The organism is Chryseobacterium pyrolae (genome assembly GCF_025153485.1).
Taxonomy (GTDB): Bacteria; Bacteroidota; Bacteroidia; order Flavobacteriales; family Weeksellaceae; genus Chryseobacterium; species Chryseobacterium antibioticum.
In genome coordinates this window covers 317,895-338,083 of the sequence record NZ_JANZQH010000005.1, presented here as the reverse complement: position 1 = coordinate 338,083, position 20,189 = coordinate 317,895, and the positions used below count along the sequence as shown (strand labels likewise).

The following is a 20,189-nucleotide window of genomic DNA, read 5'->3' as shown; positions in this document are numbered from 1 at the left end:
TGTTATTTTAATTTATAAAATTTCGACGGATCGAAATTGATGAATTGATTAGAGTTTGAGTTCGGTTTTGCCTTTTTTTTGAAAGCTAAAAAAGCAGTGACCGAAAGAATAAAAACGGCGGCTGTAATGATATAATTCAGATGAATATAAAAACTAAGCCACGAAGTCTGTGCAGAACCGAAGTTTTTGTACAGCAGGATAAGAACACTTCCCAGGTAACCGAAAGAGTCTACGGTATAGATCAGAAACCCTACATTTCCCTTGATGTCAAAGGCTGCAATCATCCGGTCAAAATAAATTCCGTTGAAGGGAATATAGCAGATGTACATTCCAAAACCGGAGATGACCATCCATAAAAAAGGGGATAAGGAGCCGTTCTGAAATAAATACGTTGACAATCCGACTGTAAGAATGCCTGCAAAAAGGATGTAGTGGTAATACGCAAAGGCTTTTTTATTGTTTTTCACCTTAACCATAAAGCTTAAAATTAAAAGCACCATTACTGCTATTGGAATTTCTGTTAGGGTGAAAATGGAGCTGTTAAAAGTAAAATGCAGCCCGTCCCAGATCTCGCGGTTGAAATTATCTCTGAAATCTCTTAAAACCGTTAAACAGATATACAGAAAAATAATACACACAATGGGAATGAAAAACTGACGGATCAGCTTTTTTCTTTCTGCGCGAAGTAAGGGTTGTCTTTTGTTTTTTAGCAGGATATCTTCTTCTGAAGGCTTAGGAATCCTATTTAAAAGGAACGCAAAAATAATAAGTGGAATGATGAAAATCAATCCTGTGCAAAATGGCATCCAGAATTCGGAAACAGGGAAAGTATCCATTAAAAATTTCCCTGCAGATTTTGTAAACCCTGAAGAAACCACAAAGCTTGAACACAGGAAAAGTCCGATGATTTCTGTTGTTTTCCGGCCTTCAATATAGGAAAATACGATTCCCCAGATCATTCCCAGCGGAATACCGTTGATGAACATAAAAATGATATTGTAGGGAGCGGGAACCAATGCAAAACCCAGCAAGGCCAGTTCTGCCACTCCGATGAATGTCAATAAGTAAGCTATTCTATTCTTCGGTTTCAGCTCTGAAATAAATTTAATGCCGATGAATTTTGAAATAAAATAACCGACAGCCTGCGCAATGATGATCAGAATTTTATAGTCAACCCCGAAATAGGTGAGCCCTTCAAAAGAGGCTACCGTAAAAGGTTTTCTGAAACCGTACATGCAGAAGTAGACCCCGAAAGCGGCTAGGGCAGCCTTCAGTGTTACTAATTTTTTTTTATTGATACTTTGAGCCATTGATGGTGGTTTAGAAGTTCAGTTTTATTCCCAGATTACATCTTACTCCGTAATATTCTACCTGCTCAGGACGGTCTTCATTCTTTCCGAAATGATAAATCAGCGGTTTGTTCAGGATGTTGTTGACATCTGCATAGAGCATAATATGTTTCGTGAACTGGTATGATCCTCCGAAATCCAAGCTGCTGTATTTTCCGTAGTATGAATGATTGATGTCATCTTCAGAATATTCTACAGCATACTTTCCTTTGTAGTTGTAGGCCAGTCTTGCATTGAATCCTTTTTTCTCAAAGAAGACCTGTACGTTATACAGCTGTTTAGCCTGATAAGGAAGAGCTACTTTTCTTCCGCTCGGTTTCTCCATTTCCGAAGTCATGAACGTCGCATTCAGCTGTGTTCCGAAATACTGAAGAAACCCGGGTAAAAAGTCGAATCTTCTGTTGATTCCCAGTTCAACGCCGCCCAGCCATGCTGCATTTCCGTTATTGGGTGCCGTAAACTGTACACCTGTCATTCCGTTGTAGTTTCCGATGAAAGAATCCTGGAAAATAGGATCTGTGATGGATTTATAGAAAACACCACCGCTTACGATCCCGACATTGGAGAAATAATATTCTCCCATCAGGTCAAAATTTAAGGAATAGGTTGGATTAAGGTTTGGATTTCCCCCTTTGAATTCGTTGTCTGCTTCGCTGTACGTTCCGCCTGGTGTGATATCCCCGAAGTTCGGTCTTGAAAAGGTTCTGGTTGCTGCAAAACGAAGATTGGTTTTCTCGTTCAGAGTATATTTGATGTGAAGCATCGGAAGAACTGCCAGATAGTTTTTGGTATGTTCAACGGGTGTCAGAACATCCTCAACTACATTATATCCTTTTACTCTTGTATGGGTATTGGATAATCTGATTCCTCCTAAAATGGTGACCTTGTCACTCAATTTATACGTTCCCATTCCGTAAGCATCCGCATGTTTCTCAAAAACATCAAAGTTTCTTCCTAAGGCCTTATTATATTCCAAAGCTTCAGAATCAGTAGGATTAATCTTCAAATTTCCCTGGTTTTGAATCCAGAACTGATCCATGCCTGTTGTAGAAAGTACCGGTCCGAAAGTGTTTCCGATATGGGCATTCATTTCACTTAAATATTTCGGTCCGTTCGCCTGTGTGGTGATGTAGGGAGCGTAATCAGACAGAAGAGGAGCTGTTCCACCATTCCAGTTGTAGAAAATATCCGAGAATCTGGCATTTCTTTCTTTGTCTCTGTATTTGAACCCGTATTTTAAAGTCAGTTGATCTGATGCGTTGATTTCATGATTGAAAGCCGCTACGATCTTGTCCTTTTCCTCAACAAAAACTTTATAAAATTCAAGGTCTGTAAATTTCATTTGCGAGGCGTCCATCTTGAAGCCGGGATCGTTGTAGAAACCAAATAAAGCATCAGGATTTTTATAGTCTAATTTTCCGCCATCTGCTTTCCAGTAAGCTCTCGGGCCACTTCCATGGTTGGAAATATAATCAGGGTTAATGCCTACTCCGGATTGCGTGTATTTAATGACATAATACGAATTGTTTTGCTTGTCAGGAATGTTTCCGTATTTGAAACGGTTGTCATAATAGGATAGATCCCAATCGATTTTTCCTTTATTTAAAGTATGAACTCCACCTAAGGATACAGAAGTAAGTTCTGTGATCAGTAAGTTGTGGATGTTCTGAAGTTCCACTCTTGCGGTATTATTCGCAGAGCTGAATTTATCAAACCTGATTCTGTGCTTGTAATGGGTTTCATCATCTGAAAGCGTTCCGTACATTCCTTTTAGATAGAATGTGTTTTTTGGAGAAAGGACGTATTCAAAAGCTGCATTCACACCCGTTGTTTTTCGTACTCCGTTATAATCGCGGAGTTCCATTCTGAAAACGCCTTCGTCACCACTTCTTCTCGCCTCAAAATTGTCTGTAGACCAGTTTCTGATAAAGTGGGCCACATTAAATAAGTACCCGAATTTTTTATCTTTCGTTCGGCCTCCGTAAAGAAGTCCAAGATTGTAAACCCCTTTGTCAGCTTTTGCATTGTAGCCGCTTCCCAGAGTCGCTTTGAACTCTGTTTTCATCGGTGGTGTTTTCGTGATGAAATTAACACCGCCTCCGATTCCGTCTGCTTCCATATCAGGGGTAAACGACTTGTTTACATGAACATAGGAGATCAGTTCGGTTGGGAAAAAGTCGAATGCTGTCGCTCTTGAAGTCGTTTCTTCCTCTGCAGTTGGCAATCTGTTTCCGTTGATAGTAGTGGACGCCCAAAACGGGGGAAGTCCTCTTAAGGAAACAAATCTTCCTTCGCCCTGATCTCTCTCGATAGACACTCCCTGAACACGCTGAACGGTTTCTGCGGCATTTCTGTCCGGAAGCTTTCCGATTCCGTCTGAGGCAATGACATTGGTAATATTCACCGCATTTTTCTGAAGGTTTAAGGCTCTTGCTTCCGTGTTTTTTAAAGTTCCGGTCACCAAAACTTCGTCGATGTTCTTTCTCTGCTGGGATAATTTGATAGAACCTAAGTCTACCGTTTCTCCGGATTTTACATCCACATTAATGTCTGCTGTTTCGTAACCGATATAGCTTATCTGCAGATTGTATTGCCCTTCTTTGATATCATTCACCGTGAATTTTCCATCAATATCTGTAGCGGTATTTTTTGATAAACCTTTTATTTTGACTGACGCGCCTGGAAGGGGTTGGCTGTCGTCAAAAACAGTTCCTATAATTAATTGCTTCTGTGCTGACACAAAGAATATGAAACAGACAAAAGCAAGGGTAAGTAATTTCTCTAATTGGGTCTTCATTTTTACATATATTAAATTTTCACTGCAAATCAAGCTAATAATTTTAATATATATAAATATTTTGTATTAAGTATTGTTTAACAAATAAGGGGAATTTGTTACTTATATTTTACTTTATCAGGCGTTAAGAAAATCAGAACTAAAATCATCAATTGTAAGTTTATGCCTTTATTGTAAAGGTTTTTACGTGTATTGAAGAAATGTTTCTATAACAGGTAACTGCAACAGAAATAATCCTGTTGGTTAACATAATGTTAATTTTGTCGAAAAATAAAGAAACAAAAAGTTTACTATTTGTAAACTTTTATCGTAAAATTTAGAAATAAACAGATCTAAATTGGGTTAAAAAAAATGAGTTTTATGCCGTATAAAAATAAAGGACAAGCATAATACAGCTTTCATCGCTGATGCTTACGGGAACGTGTGGAAATTTTCCGTTAAAATAAAGAGAATCACCTTCCTTTAAGATGATTTCTTCGTTATCGATGAGGTATTTTACTTCGCCTTTCAGAATGTATTTGAATTCCCAGGCATCTGTAATCACTTTTTCCCTTTTGGAATTCGGCTCAATGGTCAGTAATACCGCTTCAAAACCTAAAGAGTGCAGGCTTTTGCTGAAAATATGCATATACTTAAACCCTTCGGCTTCCACTTCTTTTTCAATGACCTGTTGGTTGTCTTTGGGAAGATAAATGAATTTAGCGCTGGATTTTTTCTCAACGCCTTCAAAGAAATAGCTGGCATCAATCTCCAGGGACTGGATCATATCCAGCAGCACAGGAAGTGAAGGAATGGTTCTTCCGTTTTCGATCCGGGAAACAAGGCCGTTGCTTACATTAGCTTTGGAAGCCAGTTCATTAATGGTTAAATTATTCTTTTTTCTGATATCCTTCAGTCTCTTACCGATACCTATTAAAAAATCATTCATAGTGTTTACAATTTAACCTTCAATTATTTTTCGTCATGATAGATGAAAAGCAAAGTTAGTATTATTCTATATAGCTTTTGTAAAGTCCGGAATCAATTCATTGAAAATTGTTATTGAGGCTATTCGCTCTTTTTCCCTATTTTTGTAAAATTCCTTATTTCAATGAAAAAGATTATCCTCATCGAAGACGAAACCAGCGTTGTATCTTTTATAAAGAAAGGGCTTCAGGAAAGCGGGTACGAAATTTCCGTTGCTTTTGACGGCCGTACAGGCGTACAGCTTGTACAGGCGAATGATTTCGATCTCGTGATTTTGGATATTATGCTGCCGGAAATGAATGGCCTGGATGTCTGCAAAGAGATCAGGAAAACCAATCAGCATGTTCCGATTCTGTTTCTGACTGCTTTGGGTACTTCTGAAAATATTGTGCTGGGACTGGAAAGCGGAGGAGATGATTATCTCGTAAAACCTTTTAAATTTATCGAACTGGTAGCAAGAGTAAAATCTCTGCTGAGAAGAAGTAACGGAATAAGTCCTCAGGAAATTACTGAACCGGAACCGGATAATGAACATGTATTTCAGTTTTCTGACCTGATCGTTAATGATTACACAAAGAAAGTGACCCGCAGCGGTGATGAAATTTCACTGACTTCCACAGAGTATAAACTTCTGCTGTATTTCCTGAATAATCCAGAAAAAGTAATTTCCAGAGCCGAAATTCTGGATGCTGTTTGGGGTGTCAATTACGAGCTGGGAACCAACGTAGTCGATGTTTACGTGAATTATTTACGAAAAAAGCTGGACAGCCAGGATGATAATAAGTTGATTCATACCGTAATAGGGATGGGATATGTACTGAAAAAAGCTTAATAAATGTTTAATAAAGTTGTCACAAATCAGACCAAAACAATGGTGCTTTTAATGCTGGTGTTTACGGCCATCATTCTGCTTTTCAGTGGTTTGGTTTATTTTTCGATTGTCAACTTTTCGCATCAGAGGTTTTATGAACTGCTAAAAATACGTACCACGACGATTGTTCAGATTGAGAAAAGCAAAGATCATCTCGATCTTCCTGAAAACTATATCCTCAACAGTCTGAATGATGAGGAACTTCCCATGGAAAAAGATTATGTTTTTGCGGTTCCAGCAGATTCCAACTTTAAAAAGATTTCACAGGAAGTCCATATCCCTGATTATTTTTTCAAAAGTATCGTCAGAAAGGGAGAGGCTAACTATAATGATAAAGAATTCTATTATATCGGTCAGACCTTTAAATATGATGATAAAGAATACATTGCTATTGCTTCTGCCAAGAATCATTATGTAATCTATTATCTGGGATTTTTAAAGAGAACGCTGATCACCTGTATTGTACTTTCCCTGTTCTTCAGTATGATCTTTTCTTTTTATCTGTCTAAAACTTTATTCAGACCCATACTAAAGATTACGGGCAAAGTAAAGGAAATCAGTTCAGAAAATCTGCACCTTAGACTGGAAGCTCAGCCGGACAATAAAGAACTGAATGAGCTGGTAGACACTTTCAACGGAATGCTGAACCGTATAGAAACTTCATTTGAAACCCAGAATCATCTGATCGGAAATGTCTCCCATGAATTGAGAACGCCTTTGACGTCCATCATGGGCGAAGCTGACGTAGCGCTTTCCATCAACAGAACAGCAGAAGAATATAAAGATACATTACAAATAATCCTGGACGAAGCTGAAAAGCTGGATAAAAAGATCAAAGCCTTACTGATGATAGCTGAAACCGGTTTCGACGGCAAGATTCAGAAAATGGATAAGGTAAGAATCGATCAGCTGCTTTGGGATGTGATCGAAACACTCAGGAAAATCGATTCAAGAAATAATATCTATCTGGATATCAGTATGCTGCCTGAGAATCCTAAAAAACTAAAAGTTCAGGGTAATGAACAGTTGCTGCATCTTGCCGTGGCCAATATCATCAGCAATGGCTGTAAATACTCTAATTTCCAGCAGGTAAAAGTTTCTCTTGGCGCCACAGATACCGATGTCTATATCATTATAAAAGATTTTGGAATCGGAATTCCTGAAGTAGAGATGAATAAAATCTACGACCCATTCTTCAGAGCTTCCAATACCAAAAACTATGAAGGCTATGGAATCGGACTTCCGCTGGCAAGAAACATCGTAAGAATGCACCACGGTGAACTGATCGTAAGTTCCGACGAAAATCAGGGAACTACGGTACAGATGCGTTTTCCTAATTTCTATACTGCAAGACCGGAAAGGGCAGAGAAAACCAGGGTTTAGCTTAATGCTAGGCCGAGGCTGAGGTCGTCCCAATATTCATTGATCTATAAAAAAACCTAGAGGATAGGGTTGAATAATAAAGGCTGAACTTACCGTTCAGGCCGTTTTTGTTATGGATTGGGGTTTATATCATTTCTTTATATTAACGGCTGTTAACAATATTCTAATCTCATTCTAATCTCTTTAATCACATTTTAATGCCATTCCAAAGGGCTTCTAATCTTGCCGCTTTAGTTTTGTAGTATCAAAATACGATAACACAAACCTAAATCTAAAAGATATGACCAAAACCATTTTAATCGCCACGGATTACTCTCTTGAGTCACTGAATATATTAAAAAAAGTACTGAAAGAGAAGGAGGCTTCTGAAGACCCTAATCAGTATAATGTTCTTTTGGTTTCAGGATACGAGGCTGGAGATTCCATCAGAGATCTTCTGTTCAATACAAAAAACACGGTTTTCAATAAGATCAGACCTCAGGAGTTCTGTGATGCCTACGGGATCATTAAGAATAAATATCCTCAATTAGTCCGTAAGATCATCTGCGATATTTTCACGGGAAGTTTTCAGAGAACCTTCAACAATTACGTGAAAGCAGAGAATATTGAGGAAGCTTATTATTCTCCATCTATCAAGAGTAAGGGCAAAGGAAAATTTGATATTGCGCCTTATATCAAAAAATGCAAAGATCTGGAAGTTCGGGAAATCAAAGTGGAAATGCCTGAGAGACTTCCGGAAAGAGGAAGACTGGCCGAGATCTTTGTAGAGGTCTAGAAATTAATAAACACAATACTAAAAAATAAAAAAATGTTAAGAAATTATAGTAACAGCCGAACGTTGGGAGACAATATCAGATTGGGGACGCTGACTGCATTCACTGCAGGTACTATAAATATTGCCTCCCTGCTAATATTTCTCTCTTTTACGTCCAACGTAACAGGACACTACGCCGTATTGGCGGCGGAAATCAGTAAAGGAAACTGGACGCAGGTGGCCGTAGTAGGAGCATGGATTTTCCTGTTCTTCTTCGGAAGCTTTCTGTCTAACTTTATTGTCATCAACTTCAATAATAAGAGTAAGTATTTTGCCCACTCCATGCCAATTGTGCTGGAAATCATATGCTTGTTATTTGTCGGGGTGTATGGACAGTTTTATTATCAGAAAACACTGGAAGAAACAGAATATCTGGTAGCGCTGATGCTTTTTGCAACCGGCCTTCAGAATGGCCTTACCGCAAGTATCTCCAACTTCTCGGTGAAAACTACCCACCTTACGGGTACCACTACCGACCTGGGAATTCTGCTTTCGATGTTTACGAAAAAGAAATACAGAAAGAGTGGCGAACTGATTGCAAGAGCAAAGCTGCTGACGAGTATTATGGCGGCCTATGTTTTAGGAGCGGTGTTCTCGGGACTTACTTATTATTATCTTGAGTTCAGGGTATTTTATGTGATCAGCCTTTGTCTTTTAATTGTCATCGGGTATGATGCCTATAAAATTCATATCAGACACTTTAATACCAAATACCGCTACAGCAGGATTTATAAAAAGCCTAATATGTTTGCTTATTTGTATGATAAGGTCCACGGAATTCCAAAAAGAAAAGAAAAAAGAACGCTTGTCTTTGATGAGTAAGCGAAGAAATAAATATCAGTATTATTTTTTGTGTAAACTAGCTGTGAGGCACCCCTTTTCGATGGTAGAGAAGGGGTGTTCTTTGTTTATTAAAACACAAAATTTTAAACATGTTATCATTTAACACAAAGGTTGACTTAAACCTGTTCATATTTAAGCCTGCAAAGTTTGAATCAACCAGACAGATGTATTATTCATTGGCTTATTCAGTGGCGAAGCCACATCCCTTTGCTCAGCTTAAACTTCGGGCATGTCACCTTTAATCTTTGCGTTAAAAAACAAACATATTTAACGCAAAGATTGATAGTAAAGCCTTTTAGCTTTTAAGCCTGCAAAGAAGGAATCAATTTCATTGATTCGACTAAGCGTACGTGTTATCCAGCAGCTTATTCAGTGGCGTAGCCACATCTTTTTGCCCAACTGAAAATTAAAGCAATTCATCATTAAACTTTGCGTCACAAAAGCATCGGTCCCTTTTCAGTATTTTTTTCCTCTATCAGGGATAAAAATAGAACTGGACGGCAAATTGTGATTAAAATGTTGATAATTAAATTTTAATTCACGGTTTTATTGTTTTAATTCCCGTTTCCATTGACTATTTTTGTAAGTTGATTACACGTTTTATGTCAGATATTATTCAGCTTTTACCGGATCATGTAGCTAACCAAATTGCGGCAGGGGAAGTGGTGCAGAGACCTGCGTCCATTGTGAAAGAACTTTTGGAAAATGCGATTGATGCCGAAGCGTCCAAGATAGAATTGATTATCAGGGATGCCGGAAAAAACCTGATTCAGGTGGTAGACGATGGTAAAGGAATGTCTGAGACCGATGCCAGAATGGCCTTTGAAAGACATGCTACGTCAAAAATCAAAGGAACGGAAGATATTTTTAAGATCTCGACCAAAGGATTCAGGGGGGAAGCTCTGGCTTCTATTGCTGCGGTTTCACAGGTTGAACTGCGAACCAAGCAGAATGATGCCAAGATTGGAACCAATATCTACATTGAAGGCGGTGTTTTTCAGTTTCAGGACCCGATACAGACCGTAGACGGATCTAATTTCCTGGTGAAGAACCTTTTTTACAATGTTCCGGCCAGAAGAAAATTCCTTAAAAATAATAATGTTGAATTCAGGCATGTCATCGATGAATTCCAGCGTGTGGCATTAGCGCATGAAAACCTGGAGTTTTCTCTGTTTCATGATGATGAAGCTGTTTTCAGACTGAGAAAAGGAAGCCAGATGCAGCGTATTGTAGATGTCTTCGGACGCAAACTGCAGCCGCAGCTGATTCCTATCAAAGAAGATATTATCTGGTGTAAGCTTCATGGATTTGTGGCTAAACCTGAAGGCGCCAAAAAATCGAGAGGAGAGCAGTTTCTTTTCGTTAACGGAAGGTATTTCAGAAGCCCGTATTTTAATAAAGCGGTTCAGGAAGCTTTTGAGGGGCTGCTTCAGCCAGGCTATGTTCCTACATTTTTCCTCTATCTGGAAATGGATCCGGAAAAAATAGATGTGAATATTCATCCTCAGAAGACAGAGGTGAAGTTTGAGGACGAACACCTGATCTTTGCTCTGCTTCGCTCCACCATTAAAAGATCTTTGGGAATTTATAACGTTTCCCCGAGTCTTGATTTTGATAAAGATCCAGAAATGGATGCGATGATGAATAAGCCTTTTCCAAGCAAAGGAAACGGTGGCAGCGGGATGATCAAGATGCCTGAAATTATTGTAGATAAAGACTACAATCCATTTATTGAAGAAAGAAATGTACGTCCGGAAGAGATTCAGAATCTTACGGAAATGTATCACCAGAATATCACCGCAGAACCGTCGAAGATCAATTTATTTGAAGACGAAGATTTTGATGAAGACCTGATGAGGTTGCCGAATGGGTACTGGTTGTTCAATAAAGGAGACGTAACCCTGATGTTGGATTTGGGAAGAATGCACAGACTGGTCGTTGCTGAAAATAACAAAACGTCAAGGAAAAGCAATCTCAATATCAACCCAAACAGCCATTCGCTTTTGTTTTCTTTGGAGTATCATATGAACGAGATAGAGAAGAATAAATACAATTCTTTCAAAAAATTTCTTCCGGAACTCGGGTTTGACATGAAAATTGCACATGAAAGCGTGCTGAGAATAGATGCGCTGCCCGAAGGATTGAAAGAAACCCAGGCTATGAAGTTCCTGGAAAACCTTTTTGAGATCCTTGAATATAAGAGTGAAGAGGAATTTATGCAGTATTATCTGAACCAGTGGAGCAAAATGCATTCGAAATCAAGGTTTGATTTTATCTATAAAAAAGATGCGGAGCAGGTCATCAAAGATTTTACAGCTTTAGGCTTCCCGGAATTTTTACCGGATGGCAAAAGATGTTTTTATGAAGTTCCGTTTAATGATTTTAAAAACAAGTTTTAAAAATGTTTAACAATATACCGCCCATCACCAGGAATATTATCATTATAAATATTGTAGTATTTATTTTGACATTCTTCATGCCTAATTTAGATAATAGCTTTTCTGCTTATTATCCTTTTTCCCCCAATTTTAAATCATGGCAGATTATTACGCATATGTTTATGCATGGTGGGTATATGCATATTATTTTCAATATGCTGACATTATATAGTTTTGGACCTATTCTGGAGCAAGCATTAGGCGAGAAAAAATATCTGATCCTCTATTTCTTAAGTGGACTTGGTGCTTTCTTTTTATTTAATGTATGGAATTTTGTGGAAATTCAACAGCTTACTTCAGAGCTTGAAAGAATGAATGTGAATGTTTCGGAAATTTATGCAAAAGCAAATCTTTCTGTATTTGATTTTGATCCTAGGCCTTACTTAAATAATGAAAAGGTATTGAACTTATACCTTGGTTTGACAGGGCGAATGGTGGGTGCTTCGGGAGCTATTTTCGGAGTGGTAGCCGCTTTTGCTACTCTTTATCCCGATTCCAAAATTATGATGATGTTTATCCCGGTTCCTATAAAGGTAAAATATCTGATGCCTATCGTCATTGTAGTTTCTGTCTATCTGGGTGTTTCCGGTAACGGAGGAGGTATTGCTCACCTAGCTCACGTTGGAGGGGCATTAGTTGGCTGGATTCTTGCAAGGATCTGGAAAAAACATCTGTATAGATTCAATTAAAAAATTCTGTGAAAGTTTTCCGTCTTATCATACTGATCCTGCATGTGGGCATTTTGTTCCTGCTGCTCGGTACTTTAATGAATGCCTATGTTCCACCTAAAATATTTCCGTGGTTCAATCTGCTTTCTTTAGGGTTTCCTATCCTTATTATTCTGTATGCTGTATTCACGCTTTTCTGGCTTTTCAGCTGGAAAAAGAGAACTTTTGCGTTTATGTTGGCAGGGCTTATCTTTATGAATCCTGTACAAAGATGGGTGAATTTTTCTTCTGATAAAAAAGAGACTGCCGATCTGAAAATCGTTTCTTTTAATGTCAAGGCAGGTTTGTTAGGAACCACAGACATTGAAAAATACCTGAACAGTGCCGATGCTGATGTCATTTTATTGCAGGAATCCGGAAGTAAGATTTCGGTGAAAGGAATGGAGAAAAGTGGTGAGAATGGAGTCTTAAAAGTCTTTTCAAAACATAAATTGATAGACTCTAAGGAATTGATAAAGAGTGATTTTGAGACCAATAATGCGTATGCTTCCCAGACAGATATTGAAATTAAAGGGAAAATATACCGTTTTATTAATATCTATCTGGAGCCTTTTAAATTCGAAAAAGGGATGGTTAAACTAGATGGGGTGAAAGAAGAGGACGAGCAAAAATTGAAAAATATTGTTAAAAGACTTATTCCTGTTTTTAAAAAGCATCAGGATCAGGTAGATACTATCAAAGAAGCTATTGAAACGTCTCCTTATCCAGTTATTATTGCAGGAGATCTTAATTCTGTCCCCAATTCTTACGAGTACTACCATTTAGCGAATGGGCTGGAAGACGCTTTTGTAAAAGCTGGAAAAGGCAGTGCTACCAGTTTCCACGACTATAAATTCCCGATCAGGATCGACTATATTTTTACGTCAAAAACCATACAGCCGGTGAGCTATAAAGTAGACCGAACTGTAAAGCTTTCAGATCATTATCCTGTGGTGGCAACATTTTCACTAAATCACTAATAATCATAAAATTAGTTAAAGCTTTAGTGCTTGGTAGGGTTTTTGATGAAGAGAAGGTCGTACCTAGATTGTTATTTCATGAAGCCGAGCCAGTTATTACTATTTGTTCATATTGTTGTTGCCGTGTTGCTGTTATGCACATTGGGGAATGCGTGGATTCCGCCTAATTTTATGGGCTCCCTGAATCTTCTTTCTCTAGGCTTTCCCTATCTGATCATAGTATATTTTCTTTTAACGATGGTTTGGGTTATTAAAAGAAAGAAAATAGCCATTGCTTTTGCTTTTGGGCTGCTTCTTTTTTACAATCCGGTAAGACGATGGGTCAATTTTTCCCCAAAAACAGAAAGTTTAAAATCGATAAGAGATATCAAAGTTCTTACGTTTAATGTAAAATACGGAGATTTCGGCTGGGAAAAGGTGAAAAAATACATCCAGGACCAGGATGCCGATATTATTTTGGTTCAGGAAAAAGATACCAACAGAGCAATAAGTAAGGATATGGTAAAATATCCTTCAGTCATTCTGAAGACAAAACATAAGATTTTAAGACAAGAACAGCTGATTGAAGATAAAGCAAGAGGCAATTCTTTCTATGCCGATGTAGATATCAATGGAAAGATCATAAGAGTAGTCAATGTATATCTGGAGCCTTTCAGACTGCATAAATCAATGCTTAAATTTGATGGCTTTGCAAAAGAGGGAGGTAAAATTGCTAATCTTATTTCCCATTTGACTCCTACTTTTCAGGCCCATGAAGATCAGATCAGAAAGATCAGAAAAGTAATTGATTTTTCACCTTATCCGGTGATTCTGGCGGGTGACTTTAATTCTGTGCCCAATTCCTACGAATATTATAATCTGGGAAAAGATCTGCAGGATGCCTTCCTGACAGTAGGAAATGGAGCTTCTACGAGTTTCCATGACTATAAGGTCCCCTTGAGAATTGATTATATATTCACTTCAAAATCAATCATTCCTTTAAGTTATAAGGTAGATCATTCTGTAAAATTATCGGATCATTATCCTGTAATTGCAGAATTTCTACTAAATTAGTTCCATGAAAAATTTACTGTCTGTGGTTTTTATTGTATCCCTGTTGTTGATGGCCTGTTCAAAGAAAGAAACGCCAGGTTTTGCAGCAGATCAGGAGATGAAAATTCACTATGATACGGTAGCTGTAGACTCATTTTCAGCAGGAGCAACATCAGTAGATATTGTCCGCCAGATCAGAATGTCTTCGCAAAAATATCAGGATTCTATAAAACAAGCTGAAAAACTACAAAAAGAAGAACAAAAGCTGAAGGAAGAGCTGGAAAAAGAAAACAAAAAGAAACGGGAAGAGGAAAAGAAAAAAACGGAAGCAGAAAAGAAGCAGACCGTTTCTGACACTCCACCAGCCAACGGAACGAAGACCAAGTAACGCTTACTCACATAAAAAACATTTTAAAAATATACAATATGAAAAAACAAATCTTAGCAGCAGCTGCCATAGCATTATTTGCTGTATCGTGTACAAAATCTACCACTAAAACAGAGCAGGTTGAGGGTGCTGACGGATCAGTAACCACTACGACGACAACCGTTTCAGAAACGCCTACTCCGATTGTAGATTCGGCTAAAATAGACAAGGCTAAACAGGATGTAAAATCCAAAGTAGATGAAGCCGGAAACAAAATAGACAATGCCGCACAGAAAACTAAGGAAGACCTTAATAAAGCAGGAAAAGACATCAAAGCCGGGGCAAAAGAAGTCGGACAAGATGTGAAAGATGCTGCTGCAAAAGGCGCTGCCAAAGTGGAAGAGGGAGCAAAGAAATTGAAGGAGGATTTAAAGAAATAGTGAAATACTACAATACAGAAAACGCAATCAGAATTTTGATTGCGTTTTTTTTATGCTAATTTTTTGATGGAAGAGAGAAGATGGGAGCAGGAAGTTATATTTGTCCTTAGTTGTAAAGCTGAATATTGGTTTTTATGACCTCAATAACTTCCATCTTCCAGCATCAGGCTTCTTTTCTGTATACCTTACTTATTAAGCTCCAGCAAAGGATCTATGTATTCCCGGTCATTACTCAGTCTCGGGACTTTATTCTGCCCGCCCAGTTTTCCTTTGGATTCCAGCCACTGGTAGAAAAGATCTGGTTTTGCAATATGAACGATGGGTCTTTTCAGCGTCAGATTATTGTATCTTTTAGCTTCGTAGTCTGAATTGATCGTTTTTAAATGGTGATCAAAAGCATCGGTAAAACGGTCCAGATCATCCGGATGATGGCTGAATTCGAAAATCCACTCGTGGGCACCGCCTTCGTTCTCTTTCATGAAAACAGGAGCGCCTGTAAAATCCGTGATGCTAGCTCCGGTCACCTCACAGGCTTTTGAAAGGGCAGATTCCACATTGGTGATCATCAGTTCTTCCCCGAATGCATTGATATAATGCTTGGTTCTTCCCGTAATTTTTATTCTGAAAGGATTGATGGATGTAAATACAACGGTGTCACCGATCAGGTATCTCCACAGTCCGCCGTTGGTGGTAATCACCATTGCGTAGTTTTTTCCTATTTCAACATCTTCGAGGCTCACCACTTTCGGATTGGAAAAGTGAAACTGATCCATGGGAATGAACTCGTAGAAAATACCATAATCCAGCATCAGAAGCATTTCATCACTGTCCGATCTGTCCTGGATCCCGAAGAAGCCTTCAGAAGCATTGTAAATCTCGTAGTAATTGATCTTTTTGCCGATGATCTGTCTGTACTGGTCCTTGTAGGGCTTGAAACTAATTCCACCGTGAAAAAAGACCTCTAAATTAGGCCAGAGCTCAGAAATACTTCCGCTTCCTGTTTCTTTTAAAACTCTTTGTAGAAGAACCATCATCCAGCTGGGTACACCAAGAATACTTCCCACGTCTTCATTTTTCACTTCGGAAGTGATGGCTTTGAGCTTGCTTTCCCATTCAGACATCAGGGAAACCTTTTTGCTGGGTGTTGTGGTGATCTCTACCCAAAAAGGCAGATTATCAATTAAAATAGCAGAAAGATCCCCGAATTTGGTGTTGAAATCGGCGTGCAGCTCAGAACTGCCCCCCAATCGCAGGTTTTTATTGGTGAATAACTGGTTTTCCGGATGGTTATTGGCATAGATGGAAACCATATCCTTTCCTGCCTTCATATGACAGTATTCCAGGCTTTCCGTGGAAATAGGGATGAATTTGCTCTTAGCGTTTGTGGTTCCGGATGATTTGGCAAAATGTTTAATGTATCCGGGCCAGCTTACATCTTTGTGTCCCTGCCTTGCTCTTTCAATAAAAGGCTCAAAATCTTCATAGGTAACGATGGGAACCTTATTTTTAAAGTCCTGGTAGCTTGAAATTGAATTGAAACCATATGCTTTGCCGTATTCAGTGTCTTCAGCATGAAACAGCTGAGAAAAGAGTATGCCTTTCTGAGTTTCAATAGGATGATCCATGAAATTCTGAATCTGATCTATCCTTTGGCGGATAAACCAGTTGACGACAGTATTGAAAAGTGCCTTTGTTGCCATTCCAACAAATATAATAATATTTGGATTTTTAAAGAATTTTTATCGTATTAAATAAAAAAACCGCTACAAATAATGTAACGGTTTAATATTTAGCTTTATTGTTTCTTAGCAATACTCGTCAAAAGCAGCCTGAAGATTTGCTGCAATTGCCCCTGCAGGGTTTCCTTCAATGTGGTGTCTTTCCAGCATGTGAACCAATTCTCCGTCCTTGAAAAGAGCTACACATGGAGAGCTTGGAGGGAATGGAGCAAGATGTTTTCTTGCCTCTGCTACAGCTTCTGTATCAAATCCTGCAAAAACAGTTGTTAAATGATCAGGTTTTTTATCTCCTGTCAAAGAGTAAACAACACCTGGTCTTGCTGCTCCAGCTGCACATCCGCAAACTGAATTGATGACCAATAGAGTTGTTCCCGACTGCTTTAAAGCCTCTTCTACCTGTGCTGGAGATGTTAGATCTTCGAAACCTTTATCTGTAAGTTCTGCCTTCATTGGCATTACTAAATCTGTTGGATACATATATTTTGTTTTTTATCACTACAAAGTTAATCATTTCTTGGCTTTCGTTCAATATATAAAAACTATCAATCGTTTAGTCAGATAAAATTAATGCAATATTAATATTGTAATAATATTCAAAAAAACATGAAATAAAATTATGAATAATGATAATTATTTGTTAAATTTGAAATGATTCTGAAAAACAAACGACCATGAAAAAAACATTTACTGCTTTCCCTCGAGCACTCAAATTATTTAACAGCGCATGATTGTAGTTAAATAAACACCTATTTCAGTTTTGAATACTACCGAACTGAATTATTAATTATGAATATCCAAAAAATGAAGCCCTGAACGTTAACGTTCAGGGCTTCTTTAATCAAATCGATATGCAAAGGTTGGATATCCTGTTTTTTGGGTCTTGTTTCGTGATTAGGATTAAATACATCCCGGCTCGCGAAAAACGGATTCCGCTTTTACGAAAGGAGCTTCTTGGCCATTTCGGAAATACTTTTTCCGTCTGACTTTCCGGCTAATGCTTTTGAAGCCGCTCCCATCACTTTTCCTAAGTCTTTGGCAGACTCAGCTCCGGTTTCTGAAATAATATTCTTAATTTCTGCTTCCAGTTCTTCCGGACTCAGTTGTTTAGGCAGATACTTCTCGATCACCTTCATCTGAGCATCTTCTACTTCTGCAAGGTCATTTCTTCCCTGTGCTGAAAACTGTTCGAAAGAGTCTTTACGCTGTTTGATCATTCTCTGCAGAATGGCAATTTCCTGTTCAACAGAAACTTCGGTACCTCTAGCTTCAGTTTGTAGATTTAAAATTTGAGCTTTTACAGCTCTCAGAGAATCCAGAGCAACTTTGTCTTTCTCTCTCATGGCTGTTTTAATAGCTTCGCTTATGATATTTTCTAAACTCATGGTATATAATTTATCAATGTAAAAGTGTATCAATGTACCAATTTGAACAAGCAATTGTTACACTGTTAAATTGATACATTGTTACATTATTTAGTCAACGTCTTTATTTAAAAATCTGTTCTCTCTCACCTGCATAGATCCATTGTTGTCAGACAGATAGGTGTTGATATTCTGGTCTGATGCATTGTTTCCATCAATAGAGATATTCTTTCTTTTGAAAGCCGGTACAGATTCGAATTCGCTTGTGCTGTCAAAGCTTTGATAGCGGGAATTGAATTCTTTTAATTTATTTCTTCTTTCTACGATTCTTTCCTGATCAACCGCTTTATTCACGAAAGTGAATTCTGATTCTGCAGGTTTTGGCGTTTCAATTTCTATTTTTTCTTCAAAAGCTGGTTTTGTTTCAGCTTTTGGCTCTTCATATCTGGTCTGGAAGATCGCTTCAACAGCCTGAACAGGAATTTCGGTTACTGTACTGGCGGGAGCCGTAAACTCTGCTTTTGGCTGTCCGTAATCTGTTTTAGGCTCATTAGATGAAGGCTGATTGTTGACAAAGAAACTGAACTCAACCGGTTTTTCGTCTGAGAAAGCATGGGTTGCCGGTGAAGAGGGAGTATCTTCTTTTCTGGAATCAAAGTCAAATTTGAAAGACTCTATTTCCAGATCATTTGGATCTTCTCCTTCTTCATCATAAGAGAATAAGCTGTAGGACTCTTCCTCCGGTTCTTCTTCATTTCTCCAGTCACGGGCAGCGTTATTAGGTGTATCTTCCTCTTTATCAAAGAATTTTATTTCAGTTTTAATCTGCTCTTCCTCAATAATCATTTTTTTTTCAGAAGAAGTCATCCCGAATTGTGGGGCATCGCTGTCCTCATCATCCAGTCTGAAGGTATGTTTTCCTCCAAATTCACGGTTTTTTTCAGAAGGTGTTTCTCTTTCTTCCCTTGTTTTAAAAGGAGATGTTTTTGGAGCATCAAAACTGTCATTAAGACTGATTCTGATCTTCTCAGTAGGGCCTGCAAATCTTTTGCTGTCATTTGAAAAACCTGTAGCGATTACAAGAACGCTTACAGAATCTCCTAATTCCTCATCAGCACCCACCCCGAAAATAATATCAGCTGTATTTCCTGCTTCTTTCTGGATGTGGTCCATAATTACCCCGATCTCGTCCATAGTCACTTCTTCAGCACCACTTCTGATCAATAGAAGTACGTTTTTAGCACCGGTGATCTTGTTGTCGTTCAACAACGGAGAGTCAAGGGCTTTTTTAACCGCTTCTTCGGCTTTGTTTTCTCCAGAAGCAATTCCTGTAGACATAAGAGCAGTACCAGAGTTCTGAAGTACAGATTTAGCATCTCTAAAGTCAATGTTTACATCAAAGTAACCGGTAATAACTTCTGCCATTCCTTTCGCGGCATTGGTTAAAACTTCATCGGCTTTTGAGAATCCCTGCTTAAATCCAAGGTTTCCGAACTGCTGTCTTAATTTATCATTATTGATCACAATCAGTGAGTCAACATTATTTCTTAGCTTTTCAAGACCAATTTCGGCTTGTTCAAGTCTTCTTTTACCTTCGAAGCTGAAAGGAACGGTAACGATACCTACCGTCAAAATTCCCATATCTTTAGCTACTTTGGCAATAACAGGAGCTGCTCCTGTACCTGTACCACCGCCCATTCCGGCAGTAATGAACACCATTTTGGTATTCTGGCCCATACATGCTTTAATTTCTTCGATGCTTTCTATAGCAGATTTTTCTCCTACTTCAGGATCCGCACCCGCACCCAGTCCTTCTGTGATGGTAGTACCAAGCTGTACTTTGTTGGCAACGGGGTTATTATCTAAAGTTTGGGCATCTGTATTACAGACCACGAAATCTACTCCGTAGATTCCTTTCTCGTACATGTGTTTCAATGCGTTGTTTCCACCGCCTCCTACACCGATTACTTTTATGATGGATGAATTTCCTTTTGGCAAATCAAATGAAAATCCTTGTGTATCTATATTTTCCATAACTATGCTTTTTATAATTGACGATTGATGAATGATAATTGATGAGTGATAAATGGCGCCATGCAATA

At 38.4% G+C, this 20,189-nt stretch carries 17 protein-coding genes; 10 read left to right on the top strand and 7 right to left on the bottom strand.

All coding sequences use genetic code 11. From position 1 onward, the window contains the following. Positions 1 to 2: 2 nt before the first annotated feature. From NZD88_RS13045 to NZD88_RS13035, 3 genes are all read right to left on the bottom strand, one after another. On the bottom strand, positions 3 to 1,310 hold the full coding sequence (locus NZD88_RS13045) for a DUF5690 family protein (protein WP_259829727.1): 1,308 nt from the start codon (positions 1,308 to 1,310) through the stop codon (positions 3 to 5). 10 nt (positions 1,311 to 1,320) lie between these two features. Further along, positions 1,321 to 4,146, bottom strand: a complete 2,826-nt coding sequence (locus NZD88_RS13040) for a TonB-dependent receptor (RefSeq protein WP_259829726.1) — start codon at positions 4,144 to 4,146, stop codon at positions 1,321 to 1,323. A 358-nt stretch (positions 4,147 to 4,504) separates the two neighbouring features. Continuing rightward, positions 4,505 to 5,074, bottom strand: coding sequence for a helix-turn-helix domain-containing protein (locus tag NZD88_RS13035; protein ID WP_259829725.1), 570 nt, complete (start codon positions 5,072 to 5,074; stop codon positions 4,505 to 4,507). A 162-nt stretch (positions 5,075 to 5,236) separates the two neighbouring features. Between NZD88_RS13035 and NZD88_RS13030 the strand changes: the two genes are divergently transcribed. From NZD88_RS13030 to NZD88_RS12985, 10 genes are all read left to right on the top strand, one after another. Next, a complete protein-coding gene (locus NZD88_RS13030) occupies positions 5,237 to 5,944 on the top strand; it encodes a response regulator transcription factor (protein ID WP_259829724.1) in 708 nt (235 codons plus the stop codon). 3 nt (positions 5,945 to 5,947) lie between these two features. After that, the gene (locus NZD88_RS13025; protein ID WP_259829723.1) at positions 5,948 to 7,366 is read left to right on the top strand and encodes a sensor histidine kinase; all 1,419 of its coding nucleotides are present in this window, start codon (positions 5,948 to 5,950) and stop codon (positions 7,364 to 7,366) included. A gap of 280 nt (positions 7,367 to 7,646) precedes the next feature. Continuing rightward, on the top strand, positions 7,647 to 8,141 hold the full coding sequence (locus tag NZD88_RS13020) for a hypothetical protein (protein WP_259829722.1): 495 nt from the start codon (positions 7,647 to 7,649) through the stop codon (positions 8,139 to 8,141). Positions 8,142 to 8,174: 33 nt separating this feature from the next. Further along, entirely contained in the window at positions 8,175 to 9,002 is an 828-nt protein-coding gene (locus NZD88_RS13015) for a YoaK family protein (RefSeq protein ID WP_259829720.1), read from the top strand. 623 nt (positions 9,003 to 9,625) lie between these two features. Further along, entirely contained in the window at positions 9,626 to 11,422 is a 1,797-nt protein-coding gene (mutL, locus tag NZD88_RS13010; RefSeq protein WP_259829719.1) for a DNA mismatch repair endonuclease MutL, read from the top strand. A 2-nt stretch (positions 11,423 to 11,424) separates the two neighbouring features. Further along, positions 11,425 to 12,150, top strand: a complete 726-nt coding sequence (locus NZD88_RS13005) for a rhomboid family intramembrane serine protease (RefSeq protein ID WP_259829717.1) — start codon at positions 11,425 to 11,427, stop codon at positions 12,148 to 12,150. Between the two features lie 8 nt (positions 12,151 to 12,158). Further along, a complete protein-coding gene (locus tag NZD88_RS13000; RefSeq protein ID WP_259829715.1) occupies positions 12,159 to 13,148 on the top strand; it encodes an endonuclease/exonuclease/phosphatase family protein in 990 nt (329 codons plus the stop codon). Between the two features lie 78 nt (positions 13,149 to 13,226). After that, complete coding sequence (locus tag NZD88_RS12995) at positions 13,227 to 14,201, top strand: endonuclease/exonuclease/phosphatase family protein (protein ID WP_259829714.1); 975 nt, start codon at positions 13,227 to 13,229, stop codon at positions 14,199 to 14,201. Between the two features lie 4 nt (positions 14,202 to 14,205). Further along, positions 14,206 to 14,568: a hypothetical protein gene (locus tag NZD88_RS12990; RefSeq protein WP_259829713.1), complete on the top strand. Its 363-nt coding sequence runs from the start codon at positions 14,206 to 14,208 to the stop codon at positions 14,566 to 14,568. Between the two features lie 38 nt (positions 14,569 to 14,606). Next, on the top strand, positions 14,607 to 14,987 hold the full coding sequence (locus tag NZD88_RS12985) for a hypothetical protein (protein ID WP_259829711.1): 381 nt from the start codon (positions 14,607 to 14,609) through the stop codon (positions 14,985 to 14,987). A gap of 185 nt (positions 14,988 to 15,172) precedes the next feature. On the opposite strand, the gene NZD88_RS12980 is transcribed toward NZD88_RS12985, so the two are convergent. From NZD88_RS12980 to ftsZ, 4 genes are all read right to left on the bottom strand, one after another. Further along, positions 15,173 to 16,687, bottom strand: a complete 1,515-nt coding sequence (locus NZD88_RS12980) for a GH3 auxin-responsive promoter family protein (RefSeq protein WP_259829709.1) — start codon at positions 16,685 to 16,687, stop codon at positions 15,173 to 15,175. 105 nt (positions 16,688 to 16,792) lie between these two features. Next, on the bottom strand, positions 16,793 to 17,203 hold the full coding sequence (locus NZD88_RS12975; protein ID WP_073328644.1) for a BrxA/BrxB family bacilliredoxin: 411 nt from the start codon (positions 17,201 to 17,203) through the stop codon (positions 16,793 to 16,795). A gap of 458 nt (positions 17,204 to 17,661) precedes the next feature. Continuing rightward, positions 17,662 to 18,108 carry a GatB/YqeY domain-containing protein gene (locus tag NZD88_RS12970; RefSeq protein ID WP_259829704.1) on the bottom strand — a complete coding sequence of 149 codons (447 nt, stop codon included), beginning with the start codon at positions 18,106 to 18,108 and terminating at the stop codon, positions 17,662 to 17,664. A gap of 90 nt (positions 18,109 to 18,198) precedes the next feature. Continuing rightward, the gene (gene ftsZ, locus NZD88_RS12965) at positions 18,199 to 20,121 is read right to left on the bottom strand and encodes a cell division protein FtsZ (RefSeq protein ID WP_259829699.1); all 1,923 of its coding nucleotides are present in this window, start codon (positions 20,119 to 20,121) and stop codon (positions 18,199 to 18,201) included. Positions 20,122 to 20,189 lie beyond the last annotated feature (68 nt).

Coding starts and splice junctions, on each gene's coding strand:
- NZD88_RS13045 (WP_259829727.1), bottom strand. CDS start 1,310: ATGGCTCAAAGTATCAATAAAAAAAAATTAGTAACACTGAAGGCTGCC.
- NZD88_RS13040 (WP_259829726.1), bottom strand. CDS start 4,146: ATGAAGACCCAATTAGAGAAATTACTTACCCTTGCTTTTGTCTGTTTC.
- NZD88_RS13035 (WP_259829725.1), bottom strand. CDS start 5,074: ATGAATGATTTTTTAATAGGTATCGGTAAGAGACTGAAGGATATCAGA.
- NZD88_RS13030 (WP_259829724.1), top strand. CDS start 5,237: ATGAAAAAGATTATCCTCATCGAAGACGAAACCAGCGTTGTATCTTTT.
- NZD88_RS13025 (WP_259829723.1), top strand. CDS start 5,948: ATGTTTAATAAAGTTGTCACAAATCAGACCAAAACAATGGTGCTTTTA.
- NZD88_RS13020 (WP_259829722.1), top strand. CDS start 7,647: ATGACCAAAACCATTTTAATCGCCACGGATTACTCTCTTGAGTCACTG.
- NZD88_RS13015 (WP_259829720.1), top strand. CDS start 8,175: ATGTTAAGAAATTATAGTAACAGCCGAACGTTGGGAGACAATATCAGA.
- mutL (WP_259829719.1), top strand. CDS start 9,626: ATGTCAGATATTATTCAGCTTTTACCGGATCATGTAGCTAACCAAATT.
- NZD88_RS13005 (WP_259829717.1), top strand. CDS start 11,425: ATGTTTAACAATATACCGCCCATCACCAGGAATATTATCATTATAAAT.
- NZD88_RS12995 (WP_259829714.1), top strand. CDS start 13,227: ATGAAGCCGAGCCAGTTATTACTATTTGTTCATATTGTTGTTGCCGTG.
- NZD88_RS12990 (WP_259829713.1), top strand. CDS start 14,206: ATGAAAAATTTACTGTCTGTGGTTTTTATTGTATCCCTGTTGTTGATG.
- NZD88_RS12985 (WP_259829711.1), top strand. CDS start 14,607: ATGAAAAAACAAATCTTAGCAGCAGCTGCCATAGCATTATTTGCTGTA.
- NZD88_RS12980 (WP_259829709.1), bottom strand. CDS start 16,687: ATGGCAACAAAGGCACTTTTCAATACTGTCGTCAACTGGTTTATCCGC.
- NZD88_RS12975 (WP_073328644.1), bottom strand. CDS start 17,203: ATGTATCCAACAGATTTAGTAATGCCAATGAAGGCAGAACTTACAGAT.
- NZD88_RS12970 (WP_259829704.1), bottom strand. CDS start 18,108: ATGAGTTTAGAAAATATCATAAGCGAAGCTATTAAAACAGCCATGAGA.
- ftsZ (WP_259829699.1), bottom strand. CDS start 20,121: ATGGAAAATATAGATACACAAGGATTTTCATTTGATTTGCCAAAAGGA.